The sequence below is a fragment of the Rhizobium sp. L43 genome (assembly GCF_002531725.1).
Taxonomy (GTDB): domain Bacteria; phylum Pseudomonadota; class Alphaproteobacteria; order Rhizobiales; family Rhizobiaceae; genus Rhizobium.
Map to the genome: position 1 here is coordinate 83,064 of NZ_NWSQ01000011.1, position 21,682 is coordinate 104,745.

21 protein-coding genes and 1 pseudogene are annotated in these 21,682 nt (G+C 62.2%); 11 read left to right on the plus strand and 11 right to left on the minus strand.

The window, feature by feature from the left end:
* Positions 1 to 696: 696 nt before the first annotated feature.
* On the minus strand, positions 697 to 1,605 hold the full coding sequence (locus CO667_RS16055; RefSeq protein WP_097619308.1) for a DUF1499 domain-containing protein: 909 nt from the start codon (positions 1,603 to 1,605) through the stop codon (positions 697 to 699).
* A 339-nt stretch (positions 1,606 to 1,944) separates the two neighbouring features.
* Here CO667_RS16055 and CO667_RS16060 point away from each other — a divergent pair, with 339 nt between their 5' ends.
* Positions 1,945 to 2,337 carry a hypothetical protein gene (locus tag CO667_RS16060; RefSeq protein WP_097619309.1) on the plus strand — a complete coding sequence of 131 codons (393 nt, stop codon included), beginning with the start codon at positions 1,945 to 1,947 and terminating at the stop codon, positions 2,335 to 2,337.
* A 15-nt stretch (positions 2,338 to 2,352) separates the two neighbouring features.
* On the opposite strand, the gene CO667_RS16065 is transcribed toward CO667_RS16060, so the two are convergent.
* A complete protein-coding gene (locus CO667_RS16065) occupies positions 2,353 to 2,598 on the minus strand; it encodes a hypothetical protein (RefSeq protein WP_097619310.1) in 246 nt (81 codons plus the stop codon).
* 105 nt (positions 2,599 to 2,703) lie between these two features.
* On the opposite strand from CO667_RS16065, the gene CO667_RS16070 reads away from it, so the two are divergent.
* Together CO667_RS16070 and CO667_RS16080 are read left to right on the plus strand one after the other, a co-directional pair.
* Entirely contained in the window at positions 2,704 to 2,901 is a 198-nt protein-coding gene (locus CO667_RS16070) for a hypothetical protein (protein ID WP_097619435.1), read from the plus strand.
* Between the two features lie 410 nt (positions 2,902 to 3,311).
* A complete protein-coding gene (locus CO667_RS16080) occupies positions 3,312 to 3,590 on the plus strand; it encodes a hypothetical protein (RefSeq protein ID WP_097619311.1) in 279 nt (92 codons plus the stop codon).
* Positions 3,591 to 3,608: 18 nt separating this feature from the next.
* On the opposite strand, the gene ppdK is transcribed toward CO667_RS16080, so the two are convergent.
* Positions 3,609 to 6,293, minus strand: a complete 2,685-nt coding sequence (gene ppdK, locus CO667_RS16085) for a pyruvate, phosphate dikinase (protein WP_097619312.1) — start codon at positions 6,291 to 6,293, stop codon at positions 3,609 to 3,611.
* Positions 6,294 to 6,468: 175 nt separating this feature from the next.
* On the opposite strand from ppdK, the gene CO667_RS34835 reads away from it, so the two are divergent.
* From CO667_RS34835 to CO667_RS16100, 4 genes are all read left to right on the plus strand, one after another.
* Positions 6,469 to 6,960, plus strand: a complete 492-nt coding sequence (locus CO667_RS34835; RefSeq protein ID WP_143540717.1) for a hypothetical protein — start codon at positions 6,469 to 6,471, stop codon at positions 6,958 to 6,960.
* A 144-nt stretch (positions 6,961 to 7,104) separates the two neighbouring features.
* Positions 7,105 to 7,782 (plus strand): hypothetical protein, encoded by a 678-nt coding sequence (locus tag CO667_RS16090; RefSeq protein ID WP_245433144.1) that lies wholly within the window; start codon positions 7,105 to 7,107, stop codon positions 7,780 to 7,782.
* Entirely contained in the window at positions 7,779 to 8,858 is a 1,080-nt protein-coding gene (locus CO667_RS16095; protein WP_097619314.1) for a toxic anion resistance protein, read from the plus strand. The genes CO667_RS16090 and CO667_RS16095 overlap by 4 nt, the downstream gene beginning before the upstream one ends.
* Entirely contained in the window at positions 8,851 to 10,941 is a 2,091-nt protein-coding gene (locus CO667_RS16100; protein WP_097619315.1) for a hypothetical protein, read from the plus strand. The genes CO667_RS16095 and CO667_RS16100 overlap by 8 nt, the downstream gene beginning before the upstream one ends.
* Before the next feature lie 32 nt (positions 10,942 to 10,973).
* Here CO667_RS16100 and CO667_RS16105 read toward each other — a convergent pair whose 3' ends face one another.
* From CO667_RS16105 to CO667_RS16115, 3 genes and pseudogenes are all read right to left on the minus strand, one after another.
* Positions 10,974 to 14,435, minus strand: coding sequence for a chromosome segregation SMC family protein (locus CO667_RS16105; RefSeq protein ID WP_097619316.1), 3,462 nt, complete (start codon positions 14,433 to 14,435; stop codon positions 10,974 to 10,976).
* Positions 14,436 to 14,654: 219 nt separating this feature from the next.
* Positions 14,655 to 15,431 carry a DsbA family protein gene (locus CO667_RS16110; RefSeq protein ID WP_097619317.1) on the minus strand — a complete coding sequence of 259 codons (777 nt, stop codon included), beginning with the start codon at positions 15,429 to 15,431 and terminating at the stop codon, positions 14,655 to 14,657.
* 182 nt (positions 15,432 to 15,613) lie between these two features.
* A pseudogene (locus CO667_RS16115) lies at positions 15,614 to 15,822 on the minus strand (TraY domain-containing protein).
* A 58-nt stretch (positions 15,823 to 15,880) separates the two neighbouring features.
* Between CO667_RS16115 and CO667_RS16120 the strand changes: the two are divergent.
* Positions 15,881 to 16,246: a hypothetical protein gene (locus tag CO667_RS16120; RefSeq protein WP_097619318.1), complete on the plus strand. Its 366-nt coding sequence runs from the start codon at positions 15,881 to 15,883 to the stop codon at positions 16,244 to 16,246.
* 27 nt (positions 16,247 to 16,273) lie between these two features.
* On the opposite strand, the gene CO667_RS16125 is transcribed toward CO667_RS16120, so the two are convergent.
* The gene (locus CO667_RS16125) at positions 16,274 to 16,771 is read right to left on the minus strand and encodes a DUF721 domain-containing protein (protein WP_097619319.1); all 498 of its coding nucleotides are present in this window, start codon (positions 16,769 to 16,771) and stop codon (positions 16,274 to 16,276) included.
* Between the two features lie 108 nt (positions 16,772 to 16,879).
* On the opposite strand from CO667_RS16125, the gene mutY reads away from it, so the two are divergent.
* Genes mutY through CO667_RS16140 form a run of 3 tightly spaced genes read left to right on the plus strand, consistent with a single transcriptional unit; the run spans position 16,880 to position 18,956 of the window.
* Complete coding sequence (gene mutY, locus CO667_RS16130) at positions 16,880 to 17,968, plus strand: A/G-specific adenine glycosylase (protein ID WP_097619320.1); 1,089 nt, start codon at positions 16,880 to 16,882, stop codon at positions 17,966 to 17,968.
* Between the two features lie 2 nt (positions 17,969 to 17,970).
* A complete protein-coding gene (locus tag CO667_RS16135; protein ID WP_097619321.1) occupies positions 17,971 to 18,585 on the plus strand; it encodes an HAD family phosphatase in 615 nt (204 codons plus the stop codon).
* A gap of 5 nt (positions 18,586 to 18,590) precedes the next feature.
* On the plus strand, positions 18,591 to 18,956 hold the full coding sequence (locus CO667_RS16140) for a nuclear transport factor 2 family protein (protein WP_097619322.1): 366 nt from the start codon (positions 18,591 to 18,593) through the stop codon (positions 18,954 to 18,956).
* A gap of 96 nt (positions 18,957 to 19,052) precedes the next feature.
* Here CO667_RS16140 and CO667_RS16145 read toward each other — a convergent pair whose 3' ends face one another.
* The 4 genes from CO667_RS16145 to CO667_RS16160 all read right to left on the minus strand — a co-directional run bounded on the left by CO667_RS16145 (position 19,053) and on the right by CO667_RS16160 (position 21,653).
* Positions 19,053 to 20,207, minus strand: a complete 1,155-nt coding sequence (locus CO667_RS16145) for a site-specific DNA-methyltransferase (protein ID WP_097619323.1) — start codon at positions 20,205 to 20,207, stop codon at positions 19,053 to 19,055.
* A 204-nt stretch (positions 20,208 to 20,411) separates the two neighbouring features.
* A complete protein-coding gene (locus tag CO667_RS16150; protein ID WP_179874158.1) occupies positions 20,412 to 21,008 on the minus strand; it encodes a hypothetical protein in 597 nt (198 codons plus the stop codon).
* Positions 20,977 to 21,327 carry an antibiotic biosynthesis monooxygenase gene (locus CO667_RS16155; RefSeq protein ID WP_097619325.1) on the minus strand — a complete coding sequence of 117 codons (351 nt, stop codon included), beginning with the start codon at positions 21,325 to 21,327 and terminating at the stop codon, positions 20,977 to 20,979. Before CO667_RS16155 ends, CO667_RS16150 begins: the two co-directional genes overlap by 32 nt.
* The gene (locus CO667_RS16160) at positions 21,324 to 21,653 is read right to left on the minus strand and encodes an NIPSNAP family protein (RefSeq protein WP_097619326.1); all 330 of its coding nucleotides are present in this window, start codon (positions 21,651 to 21,653) and stop codon (positions 21,324 to 21,326) included. Before CO667_RS16160 ends, CO667_RS16155 begins: the two co-directional genes overlap by 4 nt.
* Between the last annotated feature and the right edge of the window lie 29 nt (positions 21,654 to 21,682).

Consider the following 21,682-nt stretch of genomic DNA (forward strand, 5'->3'; position numbering starts at 1 on the left):
AGGTCGCCGAGTCTGCCGCACCCTATCCCGGCCCTTTGCTTTGGGCCTAAGGCGTTTTCGCCCACTTCTCCTCCCTCATTCCTGTGCCTGTCACAGGAATCCAGCCACCGCGCTTCTGCGCGGTGATTGACTCTTATCAGCCAAGGAGTCTCCCGCGCCCAGGGACCTGGGCGCACTGGATTCCTGTGACGAGCACAGGAATGAGGGAGGTTGGGGTAGCGTTCTCGCTAAAATTTTAGCTGGTGTGCCGTGATAGCAGGCCGAGTTTGCCGCACCCTATTCCGGGCCTTCGCTTGGGGTTCAGGGCGTTCGCAACTGCAATCGATTCGCCGGATCGATTGCTGCCGCCTGCGGCGGCACCGGTACGGGCGTCGAACCTGCCGCACCCTATCCCGGCCCTTCGCTTGGGCTCAGGGCGTTCGCCGCTGCAATCGATTCGCCGGATCGATTGCTGCCGCCTGCGGCGGCACCGGTACGGGCGTCGAACCTGCCGCACCCTATCCCGGCCCTTCGCTTGGGCTCAGGGCGTTCGCCGCTGCAATCGATTCGCCGGATCGATTGCTGCCGCCTGCGGCGGCACCGGTACGGGCGTCGAACCTGCCGCACCCTATCCCGGCCCTTCGCTTGGGCTCAGGGCGTTCGCCGCTGCAATCGATTCGCCGGATCGATTGCTGCCGCCTGCGGCGGCACCGCGGCTCACCCACCCGCAATCCCCAGCAGTTCCGCATCCAGCGCCTTCAAATAATCGCCGGCGATTGCGGCGCTGAAGCCGAGGTCGTGTTGGCCGTAGCGGGAGGCGACGCGGATGTCGACGAAGGTGGTTTCGGCCTCTTCGCGCAGCCGGATGATGAAATCGAAGCGCAGGCCGAGGATCAGCGTGCGGGTGGTGCCCTGCAGCGTCACGCCGTTGGCGCCGCGGATCAGCTTGGCGACATCGTCGTCATAGGGGCGCGGCGTCGGCACGGGGATGATGCCGGGCGCATCGGTAACGGCGTCGTCGCCGGGCTGAGGTTTTGCCGGCTTGTCCTCGGGGTCGCGGTCCGGCTCGGTGGTACCTGATGTCTTGACGATCGTGAAGCCGCTCTGCTTGGCAACCTTGCGCACCGCTTCCAGCACCCGGTCGAGCGCGCCCTCATAACGCCGGCCGGTGAGTTCGGGATAGGCTGATATCTGCTTTTCGCGATCCTCGGGCGTCACCTCGGCGTTGCGCTTCAGCCAGATCTGATCGGCGTGCGGTGGCGACAGCCAGTCCGGAGCGGAGGCCGGATCGGTGGAGACGTCGTGAATGTCAGGCAGCGTCATATAACGCTCGGCGGCAAGGGCGCCGAGGCCAAGCGGAAAGGCGGCATAGATCAGGGCGGCGAGCGCCGCCAGCCCGCCTTCGGCCCCTGTCATCCAGAGGCTGCGCAGCCCGAGCGCGGCGAGCATCGCCGCCAGCAGCGCGCAGCCGGCGGCGGCAATCAGCAGCAGCACGAGATAGGGGGTGGCCAGCCCGCCGAAGCGATGGGCAATCAGCACCGCCAGCGCCAGAACCAGCGAAAACGCCCCGAGCAGCCGCGAAAAGCGGGCGGCGCTGGAAACGGGACGGTCGAAACGGATGGCCATCAAACTTACCGGTTGCTCGTCAGCGCCCGCGTCCTCGACCACGCAAATCGCCACAACCCTGTTTAGAGCATGATGCCGAAAAGTGTGAAGCGGTTTTCGGACGACATCATGCTCTATTCTTTGATTTAGATCCGGATTCAGATTTTAGGCCGGCCCGGCCTAAAATCATCCGGATCTGGGGCAAGATTCGGCTAAATTGAAACTATTGTCTGAGGCAATGCGTTGGAATCCACGGCGAAGGCCATGACGAATCGGCGGTTGCTTCATAAGCCCTTGCTGATATGTCAAAAAAAGGCCATTCTGCCGCGGTTTCATCTCCAGATGCAGAGGAGAGACGGGATGATTTCACCCGAGATTGCAGCAAGGCCGCAGGCGTCTGCGCTTGGCGGGATCGACCACCAGTCCGAGCCGATGCTGCCGATGGAGCTGCTCGAGCTCGAACTTTCGCTCGAAGGTTATGCCGGCGGCGATGCCGGCTTCTGCGAGGCGGTGCGCCGGGCAGCGGCACGCTCCGGCGGCGAACTACTGTTCGACCTTCCGGCCGGAGGCCTCGTCCAGGATTGCCGCCGCATCGCCGTGCTGCGCATTCCGGGTGACGGCCAGGAGATGCGCGTCGTGCTGGCGCTGCTCGACGATAACGGCACCGAGATCCGCATGCAGGCGCCCGACGAAGAGACCGCGCCGCTGGTGCGTTTCGCCGATGCTTTTATCGAATTGCTGGAGCGGATCTAGTTCTAGATCATCATATCAGCGGCGCTCGGCCGCGGCTTCCGCAACGCTGCGGAAGGGAAATTTGCGCCCGCATTCGCACTTGATCATGAAGTTTTCCTGGTGATTGGAAGGCCGCTGCACGCCGAAGCCGCGCGGCAGCTGATCGACGTTGAAATCCGGGTGCTTGCGCTTGGGATCATCGATCTCAGAGGCTTCGGCAAAGCCCTCATTGCCGCATTGCGGACAGCTCAGTTTCTTCGAAAATCGATCGCGGATGGCCATGCTCGTTCCAATATTTGCGCGCCCCCTCATACAGAGGAATGCCCGGCTGCGAAAGTGGAACCATATGCGGACGATGCCGTTCCTTTTTTCGAAAAGGAGGCGATCATGCCCAACAAAGACCCGATCCCGACACCCAATGCCGATACACCGCGCGGCCCCACGCCGACCCCCGGCATTCCCGACCCCATCCAACAAAAACCGCCGCTGACGCCGGCGCAGGATCCGGCCGATACGAAGAACCCTGGGGATAAGCCGCTTGATCCGGCCCTGCTGCCGATTGGGGATCCGGCTGGGGCGGCGTGAGAACGTCCGCCACAGCCTCCCTCATTCCGTGCTCGTCACAGGAATCCAGCCACCGCGCGTCGGCGCGGTGAATGACTGATGCGACGGCAAAGAGTATTCCGCGCCCAAAGCCTTGGGCGCACTGGATTCCTGTGACAAGCACAGGAACGAGGGAGGAGAGGCGGTGCGTGCGGCCCCCTCATCCGCCTGCCGGCACCTTCTCCCCGCTGGGGCGAAGGGGATGTGTCGCGAGGTCTCGATTCCCTCTTCTCCCCTAGCGGGGAGAAGGTGCCCGTAGGGCGGATGAGGGGGCCACACGGCACACCGGTCACGCCATCGACCCGATCTCGGCGACCGCCGGATATCACTCGCTTGACGGCATCCGCTGAAAGGACTTTCCTCAGGGGAGCTATGCCTCAAGGAATACACCAATGCGCGTTCCCTTCCTCATCACCGTCATAACCACCCTCGCCGCCAGCCTTTCCGCCTGCCAGACGATGACGCCGGAGGAGCGGCGGGCGGCGGATGAGCAGCGGTGCCTCGGCTATGGCTTCCGCCGCGGCACGGATGGTTTTGCCACCTGCCTGCAGCGCATCGATCTCGACCGGCGGGCGGAATCGCGGGCGCAGAGTGCGGAGTTGATGCAGAGCATGGCCTGGGATCTGAACGGGCCTTATATCTACCGCGATCACTGGCGGCATCATCATTAAACCCTGGCTGCCCGGCTCTTATTTGCCCGCGCGGTCTTTCAGACTGCCTGAAATCACCGCCTGCGCCGCCGCCAGCCTGGCGATCGGCACGCGGAACGGCGAGCAGGAGACATAATCGAGGCCGATCGTTTCGCAGAAGCGGATCGAGGCCGGGTCGCCGCCATGTTCGCCGCAGATGCCGAGCTTCATGTCGTTGCGGGTGCGCCGGCCGCGTTCGGCGGCGATGCTGATCAATTCGCCGACCCCGTCGAAATCGAGCGAGATGAAGGGATCGTGCTCGATGATGCCCTTGCGCTGATAGGTGGGGATGAAGGCCGAGGCATCGTCGCGGGAGATGCCGAAGGTGGTCTGCGTCAGGTCGTTGGTGCCGAAGGAGAAGAATTCGGCGGCTTCGGCGATCACATGGGCGCGAAGGGCGGCGCGCGGCAGCTCGATCATCGTGCCGACGAGATAATCGATCTTCATGCCGGCCTCGCTCATGACATTGCCGGCCACCGCGTCGATCCGCGCCTTGACGTAATCGAGTTCGGAGCGCAGGCCGACCAGCGGCACCATGATCTCCGGCACGACGGCCGCCCCGGTCTCCTGGGCCGCGGCCACCGCCGCCTCGAAGATGGCGCGGGCCTGCATCTCGACGATTTCGGGATAGGAGATCGCCAGCCGGCAGCCGCGATGGCCGAGCATCGGGTTGAACTCGTGCAGCGCATCGACGCGCTGGCGAAGGGCGGATGGTTCCATGCCCATGGCGAAGGCGACCTCGGCGACCTCGTCATCAGTCTTCGGCAGGAATTCGTGCAGCGGCGGATCGAGCAGGCGGATCGTCACCGGCAGGCCGTGCATGACTGTGAAGAGGCCGGTGAAATCCAGCCGCTGCATCGGCAGCAGCTTGTCGAGCGCCAGCCGCCTGCCCTTCTCGTCCACAGCCAGGATCATTTCGCGCATCACGTGAATGCGCTCGCCCTCGAAGAACATATGTTCGGTACGGCAGAGGCCGATACCCTCGGCGCCGAAGGAGCGGGCGGCGCGCGCATCGGCCGGCGTATCGGCATTGGTGCGCACCGTCATGCGCCGGGCGCGGTCGGCCCAACCCATGATGCGGCCGAAATCGCCCGACAGCTCCGGCTGGGTCATCGGCACCTCGCCCTTCAGCACCTGGCCGGCCGAGCCGTCGATGGTGATGATATCGCCCTTCTTGAGCGTGACGCCGACGCCGAGCAGCCGCTCGTTGCGTTGATCGATGCGCATGGTGCCGGCGCCGACGACGCAGGGGATGCCCATGCCGCGGGCAACCACCGCCGCATGGCTGGTCATGCCGCCGCGCGTCGTCAGAATGCCTTCGGCGGCATGCATGCCGTGAATATCCTCAGGGCTGGTCTCGACCCTGAGCAGAATGACCTTGCGGCCTTCGGATTCCGCCTCGACGGCCTCTTCGGCGGTGAAGACGATGGCGCCGGTGGCCGCCCCCGGCGAGGCCGGCAGCCCGGTGCCGATCACCTGGCGGGTGACGCGCGGATCGATCGTCGGATGCAGCAGCTGATCGAGGCTGGATGGTTCGATGCGCAGCACCGCCTCCTCCTCGGTGATCACTTTCTCATCGACCATATCGACGGCGATCTTCATCGCCGCCCGGGTCGAGCGCTTGCCCGAGCGGGTCTGCAGCATCCACAGCCGGCCGCGCTCGATGGTGAATTCGATATCCTGCATGTCGCGATAGTGAATCTCGAGCTCGGTGCAGATGCGGAGGAGTTCGCGGAAGGCCTCCGGCATCAGCTTTTCCATCGAGGGTTTTTCGGACCCGGAGGAAATCCGTCCCTCCTCGGTGATGCTTTGCGGCGTGCGGATGCCGGCCACAACATCCTCGCCCTGGGCATTGACGAGGAATTCACCGTAAAGCGCCCTCTCGCCGGTCGAGGGGTTGCGGGTGAAGGCAACGCCTGTCGCCGAGGCATTGCCGAGATTGCCGAAGACCATTGCCTGGATATTGACCGCCGTGCCCCAGCCTTCCGGAATATTGTGGAGCTGGCGATAGGTGACGGCGCGCGCACTCATCCAGCTGGAAAAGACCGCACCGACCGCGCCCCAGAGCTGAACTTCGGGATCCTGCGGAAACTCCTGCGCGAGCTCCTCCTCGATCAGCCGCTTGTAGAGCGAAACGATATGCTGCCATTCGGTGGCGCTGAGTTCGGTATCGAATTCGTGGCCGAGCCTCGCCTTCTCGTCTTCCAGGATTTCCTCGAAGGCGTCGTTGCCGAGGCCCATGACGACATCGGCATACATCTGGATGAAGCGGCGATAGCTGTCCCAGGCAAAACGCGCGTCGCCGGCATCGTGGCCGAGCGCCTGCACCGTCTCGTCGTTGAGGCCGAGATTGAGCACCGTGTCCATCATGCCAGGCATGGAAACGCGGGCGCCGGAGCGCACCGACAACAGCAGCGGCTGGCTGACGGAGCCGAAGTGGCGGCCGGTGACGGCCTCGATACCGGATATGCCGGCGCGCACCTGCTGCTTCAGCCCGTCGTCGATATGGCGGCCGTTCTTGTAATAGGTGTTGCAGGCAGCGCTGACGATCGTCAGTCCCGGCGGAACGGGGAGCCCAAGGGCGCACATTTCCGCGAGATTGGCGCCCTTGCCGCCCAGAATCTCCTGATCGCGCGCCCGGCCCTCAGCCTGCCCGTCGCCGAACGTATAGACCCACTTGGTCATCTTCCCCCCAACACCAAACCGCGATTAGCTTAATCCGTTGGTGTTGAAATGAAAATCGACAAATGCGGCAGAATGTTGCATTGCACAATAAATCTTTGGCGGTGCGGCGAATGAAACGATTGAAACCGTCGCCGACAGGGAAGACGGCATAAAAAAAGCTTTGCGGGACTGCAACATGTCCCGCAAAGCCTTGTTTCCGTCCGGCCAGGAAAACCGGACGGGGGGTCCCTCAACCCAGCGCATTTCCCACCTTCATCTTTTCGGGGAAACGCCCTATCGCTTTGTTTTCGTGCAAATCCGGCGAAAGCTGCCGCACGCTTTTCGAAAGGAAAATCGCTCGCGCCCTGCTGGAACTGCCTTAAGCTTTCCGGCTCTTGCCCTCTGCCCGGAAAACCGCACGCAATTTCGAAAATCCCGCGCCTTGATCACCCGCTTTTCAGCAAGGCGTTCAGGTTGCGTTGAAACAACTTCTAATGCAAGTCAGCGAAAAGAGCATCACCCAAATGGGGTAGGAACGGCAAGAGAGCCGACCTTTTTTGGTGTTTATTGCTCGGCGTTTGATTTTACGCAATTTCCGGGCGCAAAACCGCCCGGACATTTGCTGAAATTGCGTCTGGGCTTGGGCGGCAGAGCGCTGACATTTTCGCCACCCGTAAAAGGCGCATGACCGAATTCATTCTATTTTCAATATTCAGCTGACATTGTCGTGTGACGACTTGAATTCTCCGAGCCCAATATTGCGATGGCCCTTGGCACCAATCATTCTTATCCAGTTCCGGACAGTGCGGAAGAGCGGCCTGCTCGATCTGCGGTGATCGATGACGACGCGATTGCAGTCCTTGATATGGCGGCTCGCTCGCCAAGGATGGATGGCAACCTCCTGAGTTCGGCCCCGGCGCGCGACATCCGCAGCTCGGCGAACGAACTGATCGAGATGCTGGAGGAGGTCGACCTCCAGAAGATGTTGCGAAAGCAGGGCCTGATCGGCCGCTTCACCGGCGCAGACGTCGAGGCCCGCTTGGAGTTCGAACTTGCCAGCCACAGGGTCGCCGATCTGTTCCGGCAGCTGAGCCGGGCGGCGCAGGCCGGGGTGCGCATACGGGAAATCCTCGACAGAACCCGGTTAGAGCTCATCGACGAACAGCGGCGTCTTGCCCGTGTGATCTCCGATGCCAAGTTGCTTGTTTCCCTGTCGGACGGCTCCGACCTGTCTCTCGTCGCCCGCTTTGAGCGGCGTCTTTCCAACATCATGGCGATGGAAGCAGCCAACACGTTGACGCTCCAGCAGATCGAGCTGTCCGCAAGTGTGCTTGCTTCGTTGCTCGACCGATTTACCGACATCGAAACGCTGTTGCTGCCTCTTTGGCAACGAAACGCGCTGGCGATCATTCATGGGGAAGCTATCGCCCCTCGCAGCTCCGTCGTAACCGCGTTTCTTGATGCACACCGCAATCTCATAGGCTTCCTGAAGAAGGTTGGACAAGAATGATCAACGCAGCATTGCCACTGCAAGACACATCAATTGCGGTCGCCGGCGACCGCCAAGTCGATCCGGAAGTCGCGCGTCTGGCAGCCACCATCGAGTTGTCGTCGGCGCTCTCCATCCAGCTGTTCGGCCAGGAAGTCGCCGAGCGCTCATCGCAATATGCCGACGAGATTCTTCGCACGGCGCGAGCGACGGACCTCGACGACACCGGGGCTCAGTTGAACGAGATCGTGCTCGCCGCGCAACAGTTCAATCTGTCGTCACTCGACAACTCGGCTGGCCGAATTCCGGTCATCGGCGGGCTTTTGAAGCGGCTTGCGCGATCGAAGGAACGCGCCATCGCTCGGTTCGATACCGTCAAAGGTCAGGTCGACAAGCTAGTTGCGCAGATCGAGACGACGGCTCAGACGCTGTCGCAGCGGAACCATGACTATCAGCTGATGTACGAGGGCGTTCGCACAGAGTATTCCGCGCTCGGCAAGCATGTCGAAGCCATCGAACTGCGGCTTCATGACATGGAAGCCGAGATCGGCCGCCAGAATAACGCATCCGGCGACCTTGCCTCGAGCGAATATCTCGCGGTCCTCGAAGCGAACCGTCAGCAGCTTTCGAAGCGCGCGGATGATATGCGCGTCCTTCAGCATGCGGCCATGCAGACCCTGCCGATGGTTCGCATCATCCAGGCAAACAATCTCGCGCTCGTCGACAAGTTCCAGACGATCCGCCAGTTGACGTTACCGGCGTGGAAACGCGCCTTCATGCTGGCCCTGACCCTGGACGAGCAGAAAAGCGCCGTCGCATTGGCAGACACGATCGACAATGCGACGAACGCCATCATGCGCAGGAATGCCGAACTTCTGCACCAGAATTCGGTGGCGACGGCGAAATCCAACCAGCGTCTTGTCGTCGATGTCGAAACGCTTCAGCACGTCCATGAGAAGATCCTGCTCACGCTGACCGACGTTCGCGATGTCCACGAGAAGGGCGCAACGGATCGTCGTCAGGCGATTGGCGAGCTGGAACGACTTCGCGGCGAGATGCTGTCCGGCGTCAAGGCGGCCGGGGCCACCCGTGGCTGACGCTTCGGCTTTTGGGAGGCGGGTGCTCGGCGCAACCTCGTCTCCACGTGCCTCCGGCTCCGCGGCGGGAAAACTCACCGACCACATAATTGACGAACAGCATGCCGGATTGGATCGCCGATCCGGCATGCTGTCGTTTATTGCCCAGGGATTTGCTTTCGTCGCCTTCATGCTGCTCTTTGCAGCAGCGTGCACGCGACCATCTGATCCGAATGATCTGAGGATGCTGGATGGCTCGATCTACGTGCTCGATGCCTTCACCAATGCACTGGCGCTAGCCAACGTCAAATCAGCGGTGTCTTCAGTTCCCGTCGGCTCGATACCGTTCGCCCAGCCGGCGCAAATGATATCTGCCATCCTGGCGCTTGCGACCGTTTTCACCATCATCAAAAGACGTTGGTTTTTCGCTGGCCTGACCGCTGCATTTTTTCTGATCCCATGGGGATTGTTCGGCCAGTCCCTGTACTTCGCCCCCTATGCGCTTGCACTGTTCGCATTCATTGCCGTGGCTTTCCACGCGCCGCTTTCTCGCCGCGCGATCATTGCCTTTGTTGCCGTCGGCGTCTTGGCCAGCCCTCTTATTTTCGCACTGATTTTCGACCTCTCCAGGCATGTCGGCGTCCGGGAGACCTATGCCAAATATAGGGTGATCCGCCTTTCCGAACTCCCTTCCAACGCCGACCAGGCAAGCGCCGATGCGGGCGCCGATACGAAAATCGCACCTTACTTCCTGGCGCAAGTGGCGGCCCTTCGCGGCGATGCCGCCGCTGCCGCGGCTGCACTTGATAGGCTGGAGGCAAGCGGCGTCGCTCAGAATAATTTCGAGCGCGCCCGCTTTCAGGCGATACGGAACTTTACGCTCGCATCCGGCGGCTTTGGTCCGGAGGCTCGCAAGAAGTTCATCGTCGACAATGCCGCCCAATCGCAGAAGGCATATCTGTTACTTTTGGCAGGCCTGCTGTTTGGAATTGCAGCTCCTTTGACGAACGGGGTCAGCTGGTTGGTCGCTCGCCGGAGCCGCAGGGTTTCCTCGATCGAGCGCGAGCTGGAACATCGCCGGGCCAGGCTGCCGGATGCATTGAAGAAAGCGGGTAGATTGTTTGGCACCAGCATTGCCAGAAAGTCGGTTCAATCGCCTTCCGTTGCAAATGGCGAGCGTGCGATTGAAGCAATCGCCTCCCGCGCACGCACCTATCTTTTAGTATCCCTCAGTCTCCTGACATTCGCCGCGCTTTCAGCTTTGGCCTCCTATTGGGTCTGGCTGCCCGATGCTGAAAAAAATACGGCTTTCCATTTTGTGGCGCTTGCGGGAAATACGGCCGATTATGCGCAGCAGGATGGAGTTGCTGTCATCGTCGGTGTGCGGGACTGGACGGGCTGGTCCGTCGCACTCAACTGGCTCAAATATCCGGCTTGTATTGTCGCGATTGTTCTTGCGACGCGCCGGTCAGGATATCTAGGCGCTTTCACGGCGGTGGCTTTCCTGGCATGCCTGGCTCTGCAAAATGTTCAGCTTGCACAGCACTCGCGCCGTGAAGCGTTACCCCAGCAATTCTCGCAGCTTCTGCGTTCAAAGTTGAAACTGGCCGCCGATGGATCAACCGTCGCGCCCGGAAATATTCCGCAGCCCAACACAGACGGATTCCAGGGTCTGGCTCTCAATCTTCGTGGTTCGATCGCTGCGGAAAAGAATACCGCCTCCTCTGTCGGGAAAGTGACCGTCGATCCTTCGCTTGCGGCCTATACCCTTGCGCAGATTGCCTATCTTGAGGGCGAGGCTGGCGACGCCTCGGATTTCCTCAGCCGGATCGAAGACGTGAAGGATTTACATCCAGACATTCACCGCGAGCGCATGGCGATCATGCGGGATTGGGTCTCCGCCAATGGTCATACTGCCCCCGAGATGGACTGGCTCTCTGCCGATCTTGCATCCCTGGTGAGGCAGTTGGGACGGTGGCTGCTTGCGCTTTCGGTTGCAAGCTTGGCGCTAGCGGTTCTTGTCACGCCTTTGATCGCAATGGCCGTCGCACGGCGCAATCGTATCGAAGCACTCATTGAAGAGCGCGGCCGATATCAGCTGTAGAAATAGAGCGTTTCCGTGGCTCCCGCAGAGCCTCAAGCAATCTCGCGCAGGCGCTCGGCGGTCTGCAGGTCGACGGAGACCAGTTGGGAGACGCCCTGCTCGGCCATGGTGACGCCGAAGAGGCGGTTCATGCGGGCCATGGTGATCGGATTGTGGGTGATGATGACGAAGCGGGTTTCGGTGGAGGCCGCCATTTCGTCCATGAGATTGCAGTAGCGCTCGACATTGTGGTCGTCGAGCGGCGCGTCGACTTCGTCGAGCACGCAGATCGGCGCCGGATTGGTGAGGAAGACGGCGAAGATCAGCGCCATCGCCGTCAGCGCCTGTTCGCCGCCGGATAGCAGCGTCATGGTCTGCGGCTTCTTGCCGGGCGGACGGGCGAGGATTTCGAGGCCGGCTTCCAGCGGATCGTCGGATTCGATCAGCTGCAGCTCGGCGGTGCCGCCGCCGAAAAGGTGGGTGAACAGCCGCTGGAACTGGGCGTTGACGATATCGAAGGCGGCGATCAGCCGCTCGCGGCCCTCGCGGTTGAGGCTCTGGATGGCGCCGCGCAGCTTGCGGATCGCATCGATGACGTCGTCGCGTTCCTTGATCAGCGCTTCGAGCTTCTCGCTCAGCTCCTTCTGTTCCTCGTCGGCGCGCAGGTTGACGGCGCCGAGCCGCTCGCGCTCGATCCTCAGGCGTTCCAGCTCGCGCTCGACTTCGCGCGGATCGGGTAGAGCCTGCATGGTCGGGCGCCCGGTCAGCTGCAGCGCCTCGTGCGGGGCGACGTTCAGGACCTCGCGGATGCGGCCTTCGCTTTCCTGCCGCTTCTCGCGGGCGGAGACGAGGCGCTCCTCGGCGCGGCCGCGGCGTTCACGGCATTCGGCAAGTTCCGACAGTGCCGTCGTCGCCTTGTGATCGGCTTCGCGCTGGATGCGTTCGGCCTCGGCCAGAAGATCGCTGGCCTGTCGGCGCGCCTCCTCGGCCTTCTGCAATTCGTTGAGCAGAGCGCGGCGCTTGTCGTCGAATTCATCCGGCGCCAGTTCGAGCTCGGCTGCCTCTTCCCGCGCCTCTTCCTCGCGCTCGCGGAGCGTGGCGACATGATCTTCGCCGCTTGCCGCCCGCTGGCGCCAGGTCTCGCGCTCCTGGCCGATCGCCAGGATGCGGCGCTGGCGGGCCTCGTTTTCCCGCGCCAGGCTTTCGTGGCGGGCGCGGCTCTCGGCCAGCGCGCCGCGATCGGTCGCAACTTCCGCCTGCTGGAACCGCAGCCGCTCGTCGATCGCAGTGAGATCAGGCGCGTCCTCCAGCTCGATGCGGGCATTTTCTTCCTGGATAGCGATCTCTTCCAGCTGCGTGCGCAGCTGGCTGGCGGCCTCGCTGACGACATCGCGGCGGCGGATGAGATCGCCGGAGGCACGCTCGGCGGCAACAAGCGCCTCGCGCGCCTCAGTGAGATGACGCGCCGACAGACGGCTCATGTCACGCGCTTCGGCAAGCCGGCGCTCCTCGGCGCGGATCGCTTCGGCCGCCGCTGCCTGCCGCTCCTCGGCTTCGGCAAGCACGTCGCGGGCCAGGGCGGCTTCGCCTTCGAGTTCGGCCAGGCGGTTCTTCTGGGCAAGGCGCAGGGCCGCGGCACTCGGGGCATCGGCGCCGGTGACGTGGCCGTCCCAGCGATAGACCGCGCCCTCTTTCGTCACCAGCCGCTGGCCTGTTTTCAGCGCCGCCATCAGCGACTGCGCCTCCGCTTCCGCGACCAGGCCGATCTGGCGCAGGCGGCGGGTGAGTGCCGCCGGCGCGCGGACATGATCGAGCAGCGGTGTTGCACCGGATGGCAGTGCGGGATCGCTGGCACCATCGCCATTGTCCGACCAATGGGCCGGCGCCTCGGCATCGAGCGGCGATTCCAGATCGTCGCCGAGGGCGGCACCCAGCGCCGTTTCGAAGCCGCGATCGACCTTCAACTCATCGGCAACCGGGGGAAATTTGCCGGCGGCCGCACCGGCGGCCAACATGCGAGAAATAGTCCGCGCCTCGGTTTCCAGCGCATTCAGGCTCGAACGGGCCTGATCGACCGGCGCGCGCGACAGCGCCTCGGTCTGGCGGGCTGATGTCAGCGCCTGTTCCACCAGCTGGACGGCGGCTTCGGCATCGGCAAGGGCGATCTCGCCGGCCTCGACGATGGCGCGTTTTTCGTCGGGATCGGCCAGGCCTGATATCTTCTCGCCGATGGCTGACAATTCGTGGTTGGCCTCGTCCATCTGGCGTTCGAGGCGCATCCGGCGGTCGGCGAGATCGCGGATGGCGCGCTCCAGCTGGTTGCGGCCGGCAGCCGCCTCGGCACGCTCGGCCGTCAGCTGGGTGAAGATGCGCTCGCTGTCGGCCAGTTTTGCCGCCGCTTCCTCGAAGGCCTCGCGGGTTTCCTCGGCATAACGGCCGGAATCGGCGAGGATTTCTGCAATTTCCGCCTCTTCGGCATCGAGCTTGGCAAGGATGACGGCATTGTCGGCCACCAGCCGCTGCTCGCGGCTTATATCCTCGGCAAGCTGGGCGAGGCGGCGGGTCAGCTCGTCGCGGCGGCGCAGGATGCGGCCGGCATCTTCCTCCAGCTGGCTTCGGGCGATCTGCAGGCGCTGCAGGGCGGCGGCGGCGCGCGCCTCGCCCTCGCGCAGTTCCGGCAGCTTCAGGCTGGCAATGCCCTGGTTCTTCGCCGCCTCCATCTGCATCTGCGCCTTTTCGGCGACGACTGAGGTCGCCTGGTTCAACGCGCTGTCGGCCTCGGCCTCGGCCTCCTTCGCCTGCACCCAGCGGATATGCAGCAGCATCGCTTCGCGGGCGCGGATATCGGCAGACAGCGTCTTGAAGCGGTTCGCCTGGCGGGCCTGCCGCTTCAGGCTCTCGATCTGGCTTTCGAGCTGCGAGGTGACGTCGTCGAGGCGCTCGAGATTGCCTTCGGCGGCGCGCAGCCGCAGCTCCGCCTCGTGGCGGCGGGAATGCAGGCCTGAAATGCCGGCCGCCTCTTCGAGCAGCTGGCGGCGGGCCTGCGGCTTGGCCTGGATCAGCTCGCCGATACGCCCCTGCCCGACCATCGACGGCGAGCGGGCGCCGGTGGAGGCATCGGCAAACAGCAGCTGCACATCCTTGGCGCGGCTTTCCTTGCCGTTGATGCGATAGAGCGAGCCCTGTTCACGCTCGATGCGGCGGGTGACCTGGATCTCGTCGCTGTCGTTGAAGGCGGCAGGCGCGGTGCGCTCGCCATTGTCGAGATAGAGCGCCACTTCGGCGGTGTTGCGCGCCGGGCGATTTCCCGAGCCTGAGAAGATCACGTCGTCCATGCCGGAGGCGCGCATGTTCTTGTAGGAATTCTCGCCCATCACCCAGCGCAGCGCCTCGACAAGGTTCGACTTGCCGCAGCCGTTCGGGCCGACGACGCCGGTCAGCCCCCGCTCGATGATGAATTCCGTCGGCTCGACGAAGGATTTAAAGCCGACCAGGCGCAGCTTGTTGAACTTCATGCGGAGATATCCACGGCAGGAAGCCCCCTCATCCGCCCTACGGGCACCTTCTCCCCGCTGGGGAGAAGAGGGCATCGAGACGCTGCGGCAAATCCCCTTCGCCCCAGCGGGGAGAAGGTGCCGGCAGGCGGATGAGGGGGCCACGCCTGCAAACTGCGCTGAAAACGAAAAACGGGCGCACGGCTTTCGCCGTCGCCCGTTCTATCGAAACGATCCGGTTCAGAGCAGGCTGTCGATGAGCTTCGACAAAGTGTCAACCGGCATGTCTCCAGAGTAGCGCTTGCCATTGATCAGGAAAGTCGGGGTGGCGTTGACGCCAAAATCCTTGGAACCTCTTTCCCGCGTGGCATTCACTTCATCCAGAAGCTTCTGGTTCGTCAAGCATTTCGTGAAGCTATCCTCAGTAAATCCGGCAAGCTTCGACATCTGCAGCAGTGCGGCGCGGCCATCATCGGCGGCGGCCCAGATCTGCTGCTGCTTGAACAGCATCGAAACCATCGGGAAATACTGTTCCGGCGTGCTCAACTGTTCCGGATTGGCGGCGCTGCAGCGGGCAAGCATGAAGGCTGCGGCGGCGCGCGGATCGAAGGGGAATTCGCGGATGATGAACTGCACCTTGCCGCTGTCGACATATTTCTGCTTGATCGTGTCGAAGGTGGTGTTGTGGAAATGGGCGCAATGCGGGCAGGTCATCGACATATATTCGACGATCTTGACCGGAGCATCGGCCTTGCCGAGCGCCATCTCCGGCAGCGCGCCGGGCTTCAGCACTTCGGCCATGTCGACATCGCCGTCGGACTCCGGCATTTCGGTCGCCGCTGTAGCCGCCGTCTGCATGGTGTCGACATTGGTGCCATCAGCCATGGTCTTGCCGGAGGACGAAGCATCGGCAGCGTCCTTGCTGTCGTTGCAGGCGACAAGCGCTACGGCAGCTGCGGCGATGGCGATACCGCTGAGCAGGCGGCGTTTCGTCAGTTGCATTTCGGACATCTGCATGGATTCCCCATAACGTAATGAGATTGACGGCGTGACTGTGCGATATAACGGCTGACGGCCGCTCACAAGCCACGGTTCACCAACTTCCTTCAAAGAATTGTGACCGCGGGAAGACGATAGATCAAAAATTGCGGGATTACATCGAGGCGGCGGCCCACCTCACATCGGCTGCTCGATGAAACTCAGTTGTCCAAGCCATGACGCGCCAACAGCTCGGCCAGCGGCACGGTATCGCTCTCGCCCTGCGTCTTTCGGAAAAATAGACATCCTCGAGGTCGTCGAGATGCGCGAGGATGGCTTGCCGCGCATAGAAGCTCTTGCTGCGGCCGGTACGCCTCGAAAGCTCAATCAGCCGCACTTCGATATCAGCGGGCAACTGCAAGACCAGCATGATTTTTCTCCCGTCTGCTATACAAGTATAGCAGACGATTATTCAGAGGGGTATTTGAATGCATTCGTTGACTAAGACTTTTCTCTATTACGTTCTTATTGCATCTGTCGCATTGGCCATAAACGTCAAGAGCGTGCTCGCCGCTGAAGACAGCGGTAGTATTGTTTTCAATCAGATGCTTAAATGTCTAAAGCTGCCTGCGGACGCGCCGAGTGCTTATAGCTTCCTGGTTGTAGCGGTCATCAAGGATGGATCTGCCGACTTTTTATCCATCAACTTCCGCACTCCACCATCCGAATGGGAAAAAACCGCAGCCCCATTGATCGCTGATGCGATCACAGAGTGCGAGCCTTATAGCTCTGTCTCGGGCAAGATGGAATTCGCTGTTACCCGCGAGCTTGTCGAAGCACGATCAAAAAACTAAGCATGCGGAGATAGGGCGTTTTGCTCATCAGCGTTGATTCCCCCGTTTTCCCATCACCGCAGTGCCCAAGCGCTGAATCGCCTGGCGCAGCTTGTCGTTCTCTATCCCCTCCATCATGCCTTCGAGCTTGCGGGCGGCTTCGCCCTTCAGCGGTGGCGGGGTGCGGGAGCGGCGGATGGCTTGAGAGACCGGCTTCTGGACGATGCGGATCTGATGGACGGCGGCGAAGCCGAAGAAGCTGTTGATGCGCTGGATGAGTTCGCCCTGGGCATGAGTGAGGAACAGCGCGCGGGCGCCTTCGCAGGCGATCGTCAGCACACCGGGGCGGAAGCCGCCGGCCTCGTTGCCGCCGCGGGCCCAGGCGATCTTTTCCGGCCGGGTGCAATCGGCGAAATCCTCGCCGGCGATTTCGCTCCAGGAGCCGAGCAGCGCCGTGTTGATGCCGGCGCGGCGCGCAAGCACGGGATCGATCAGCCCGTTCGCCAGCTCGGAGATCTGCTTTGCACCTTTGCGTGGATAACTCATCGAAACCCTTGGGCGCCCCTGCCAATCGCACAGGCAATTCGCACAGTCGACTTGATCGCGCGGCATTGCTTCGCCAAGTATAGGCACTTCCCCGCATCGCGGCAAATCATGACGATCATTACACTCGACACGCCCTCCGCCAAGCCCCTGCTCGACTGGTACGACCGGCACCACCGCGACCTGCCCTGGCGTGTCTCGCCCGGCATGGCGGCGCGCGGCATCAAACCCGATCCCTATCACGTCTGGCTTTCCGAAGTGATGCTGCAGCAGACGACGGTGCAGGCGGTCAAACCCTATTTCGAGAAGTTTCTGCAGCGCTGGCCGGAGGTGACCGATCTAGCCGCGGCCGAGAACGACGCTGTGATGGCCGCCTGGGCGGGGCTTGGCTATTACGCGCGGGCTCGCAACCTGAAGAAATGCGCCGAAGCGGTGGCGAAAGAGCATGGCGGCGCCTTTCCCGATACCGAAGAGGGCCTGAAATCGCTCCCCGGCATCGGCGACTATACGGCCGCCGCCGTCGCGGCCATCGCCTTTAACCGGCAGGCGGCCGTGATGGACGGCAATGTCGAGCGGGTGATCTCCAGGCTCTATGCCATCGAAACGCCGCTTCCGGCCGCAAAGCCCGCCATGAAGGAGAAGGTGGCGCTGCTGACGCCGGCGGCCCGGCCCGGCGATTTCGCCCAGGCGATGATGGATCTGGGTGCGACGATCTGCACGCCGAAGCGGCCGGCCTGTTCGCTCTGTCCCTTCCGGGGCGCCTGCGAGGCGCTGAAGCTTTCCGATCCCGAGCTCTTTCCGGTGAAGGCGGCGAAGAAGGAGAAGCCTGTGCGATACGGCGCAGCCTTCGTCGCGGTGACTGGTGACGGCGAAATCCTGTTACGGCGGCGCATCGACAGCGGCCTGCTCGGCGGCATGACCGAGGTGCCGACGACGGCGTGGACGGCGCGCATCGACGGCGAAACCTCGGCTGCGGCCGCGCCCTTCGAGGCGGCCTGGCAGGCTTGCGGCACCGTCACTCATGTCTTTACCCATTTCGAGCTCAGGCTTTCGATCTGGCGCGCGGCGATCGCCACGAAAATCGGCGCTGACGGATGGTGGGAGCCGGTTACAAATCTTGAAGCCCAGGCCTTGCCGACCGTCATGAAAAAAGCGATCGCAGCGGCTATTCCTCTCGCGTTCAAAACATCCAAGGGATGACCATGACCATCGGCATAAAACATATCGTTTTCGACATCGGCAAAGTCCTTATTCATTACGATCCGCATCTTCCCTTCGCCCGCCTCATCCCTGATGAGACCGAGCGCAACTGGTTCTTCGCCAATATCTGCACCCATGACTGGAACATCGAGCAGGACCGCGGCCGCAGCTGGGCGGAGGCCGAAGCGCTGCTGATCGAACAGCACCCGGCGCGTGAGGAACATATCCGCGCCTTCCGCAAATATTGGCACGAGATGGTGCCGCACGCCTACGAGGATAGCGTCGCGATCATGGAAGGGCTGATCGCCGAAGGGCGCGACGTGACGATGCTCACCAACTTCGCCTCCGACACCTTCCGCGAGGCGCAAGCCCGCTTCCCCTTCCTCAACCTACCGCGCGGCGTCACCGTTTCCGGCGATGTCGGCCTGATCAAGCCCGATATCGCGATCTACGAGACGCATACGAAAAGCTTCGGCCTCGATCCCGCAGCAACGATCTTCATCGACGATGCGCCGGCCAATGTCGAAGGCGCCAAGGCCTACGGCTGGAATGCGGTGCTGTTTTCAGGCGCTGAGAAGCTCCGCCACGATCTTGACGCTTACGGATTGAAGGTCTGAAACTCATGGCTTTCGACCCCGCAGAAGAGATCGAACGCTTCCACGCCGCCATCAACGCCCTCGATTTTCCCGCAATCGAGGCCTATTTCGCCGAGGACGCCACCTATGTCTCGAACGGCGTCGGCAGCCTTGCCGGGCGAGCGGAGATCATGGCCGCCTTCCGTCGTTACTTCGACGACTATCCCGATCAGACGGCGGAAAATTCGCTGGTGGAAACGTTGACGCCGCTCTCCGGCCGATCGGTCTGGCCGGTGCGCGCCACCCACAGCAAGACGGGCAAGCCGCTGATCCGCGAGGGCGAGGAGACGATCACCTTCAACGCGGAAGGCCGCGTCACAAGGGTCGAGGTCACCGATTACCAGGACTTTTGAATAGAAGACGCCCGGGTTTGACCCCGGGCGCCTTGGTCTTCTTCCGCAACTGGAGGGAAATCGGAAGAAGGTCGTTTCGATCCGTAGAGGCGCTGCTCACTCCGCCTTTGCCAGATCACTGCGGATGACGGACCTGAGATCGTCGATCGGGCGCAGGGACTGCCCGTCTTCGAAATGCCAGAAGGTCCATCCGTTGCATGCATCGAGACCCTGCACCTTGGCGCCGAGACGATGAATGGAGCCGGCCTCGCCGCCCGAGGCGACGGTGCCGTCGGCGCGCACGATCGCGCTGTAGCGGCGCCTGGCGTCGGTCAGCACCTGGCCGGGCTTGATCAGGCCGCTTTCGACAAGCACGTTGAAGGCGACGCGGACTTCGGCCTTCTTGCCGGTCATGACAGTCAGTTCCGCCTTGCCCAGCGGCTCGACGGCGGCAATGCGGGCCGAGGCCGCATCGATATAATCCTGCTCGCGCTCGATGCCGACGAAGTGGCGGCCGAGGCGCTTGGCAACAGCGCCCGTCGTTCCCGAACCGAAGAAGGGATCGAGCACGATATCGCCCGGTTTGGTCGAGGCCATGATGACGCGGGCCAGCAGCGCTTCCGGCTTCTGTGTCGGATGCACCTTCTTGCCGTCCTCGCCCTTCAGCCGCTCGCCGCCGTTGCAGATCGGGAACAGCCAGTCCGAGCGCATCTGCACATCGTCATTGGCGGCCTTCATCGCATCGTAATTGAAGGTATAGCCCTTGGCCTTGGCGTTGGGGCTTGCCCAGATCATCGTCTCATGGGCGTTCTGAAAACGGCGGCCCTTGAAATTCGGCATCGGATTGGTCTTGCGCCAGATGATGTCGTTCAAGATCCAGAAGTTCAGATCCTGCAGCGTGGCGCCGACACGGAAGATATTGTGGTAGGAGCCGATCACCCAGATCGAGCCTGTCGGCTTCAGCACCCGGCGGCAGGCCAGCAGCCAGGCGCGGGTGAAGGCGTCATAGGCCTCGAAAGAGGCGAACTGATCCCATTCATCATCGACCGCATCGACCAGCGATTGGTCGGGACGGTGCAGCGTTCCGCCGAGCTGGAGATTATACGGCGGATCGGCAAAAATGATATCGACGGAGTGGTTGGGCAAGGCTTCAAGGGCGCTGACGCAATCGCCCTTGATGATCGTGTCAACCCAAGACCCGGGCCTGGAATCCTGCCGGGTATCCGACTTGACGGAAGCCTTGAGGTCGGCAAGCGGAAAAACTGATGCCATTCTGATACTCACTCATACGCTCTACGCTTAACTGTCCGTTATGGTTACCCAACTTAGTTACCAAAGCCTGAAGCGATGGCCGATTTCGGGAATTTATTGCTCCGACAGTCGGGCCGGCTGGCCGCATGGCTGGCTGCCAGGCGGTGGAACGAGTTTATTTCAGTTCTCGCTGAACCGGTTGATCACTCTGGCCAGGACGTCCAGCTAGAGTTCCAACACCTTCGCCAAGGGGCCGTCCTTGGCGGCGAGCCGTGACCTCCCAGGCCCGATCCCGTGTTGCAGTATCGCGAATAGTTGTCCTCGCACCCATAGGTGCGCCTCAATCGGCCGAACGGCAGATTGCTTCCACTGAACGAGCAGCTCGGAGGTGCTCCCTATCGGTTTGAAATCGACATCGCTTACGAATTCTGCCGGATTTGAAAAAGGCAGCTTTGAAGGGTCGCTCCAATCCACCGTCTCAGGGGCGGGACCGCGATTGTACAACCACACATCGCTGACCATCACCCCGGCGGCATCCAAGAGATATGCATAGGCCTTCCCGCCGTCATCTTCGATAATGACTGAGTATCCTGTTCTTTCATCCGACAGTTGCGCCCAAAAGCCCTCCAGTTCCTCCAACCTGCTTCCCCCCATATCCGTTGCGCGGCATGCGCAGATACCTTCACGGAAAGGCACATTGTCAACACACCCAGCATCTCCGGCAAAAACTAATCCGGGAGGTGACACAAATTCGCACGCCATTACCTGTCGGCAGCTCTCGCCGCCCGGATCAAGCCGCATCGTGAACCCTGCGGCTGTCATCAGGCGCCTCGTCGCGTTCGAACATGCCGTAATCGCGGACGACGCTGGCGATCCGCAGGCGGTAATCGGCGAAGATGCCGCCGCGGCCGGCCTGCTGGGCTGCCCGGTGCGCCTCGAGATTGCGCCATTGCTTCACCGCCGCCTCGTCGCGGAAGAAGGAGAGCGACAAGAGCTTGCCGCGGTTCGTCAGGCTCTCGAAACGCTCGATCGAGATGAAGCCGTCGATCTTTTCGAGTTCCGAGCGCAACTCGCCGGCGAGATCCAGATATTTGTGGCGTTCGCCCATATAGGGCACGACTTCGAAGATGACGGCGATCATGGCAGCACCAGCTTGGCGTGAGGGGCGGAGACATTTTTGAGGAAGATGCGGTCTTCCCTAAGGATGAAGCCTTCGCGTCTGGCAAATTCGTAATTCTCGCGGCCGAGCGGGTCGGCTGCCAGCCTGGCGCGATAGGCTTCGTAGGCGGCGAGGCTTTCAATGTTGTAGACGCCGTAAGCGGTCGTTGCCGATCCCTCGTGCGGGCCGTAGTAGCCGATCAGATCGGCGCCATTCTTCGGGATTGCCTGGCCCCAGTTGCGGGCATATTCGGCAAACGCCTCCTTCTTGAAAGGGTCGATCTGATAACGGATGAAGCAGGTGATCATGGTTTTCTCCTTTGCTCTTCATCCTTTTT